General features: G+C 48.6%; 1 protein-coding gene. It reads left to right on the forward strand.

All coding sequences use genetic code 11. The features are described from left to right. A partial coding sequence (locus SB719_RS21480; protein ID WP_412159933.1) for a hypothetical protein occupies positions 1-196 on the forward strand: 196 nt, incomplete at its 5' end. Positions 197-253 lie beyond the last annotated feature (57 nt).

A 253-nucleotide genomic window follows, 5' to 3' on the forward strand; every position in this document is an offset into this window, starting at 1 on the left:
TCAGATCGGTGCTCTAAACTTTTCTTTCCAAAGCATAATCTTATCGATCCTCGTTTTGCTCCGGTCGGATTATGCTCCAAGCGCCGATTTCAAATTAAGGCAAGTTCGGGATTTGTGTCCGTTCGGCGCTGAAGCGGCATTTTTGGGAGCAAAACCTGCTTACTTCGCATCAAATTTTGTGGCGACGAACGGGTGAAAACAAGGCGAAACAAAGGCTAGAAGCCCAGGCGCTCCCGCAACGCTTTTCGATAGG

It is taken from the genome of Pantoea sp. SIMBA_079, assembly GCF_046940275.1.
Lineage (GTDB): Bacteria > Pseudomonadota > Gammaproteobacteria > Enterobacterales > Enterobacteriaceae > Pantoea > Pantoea borealis.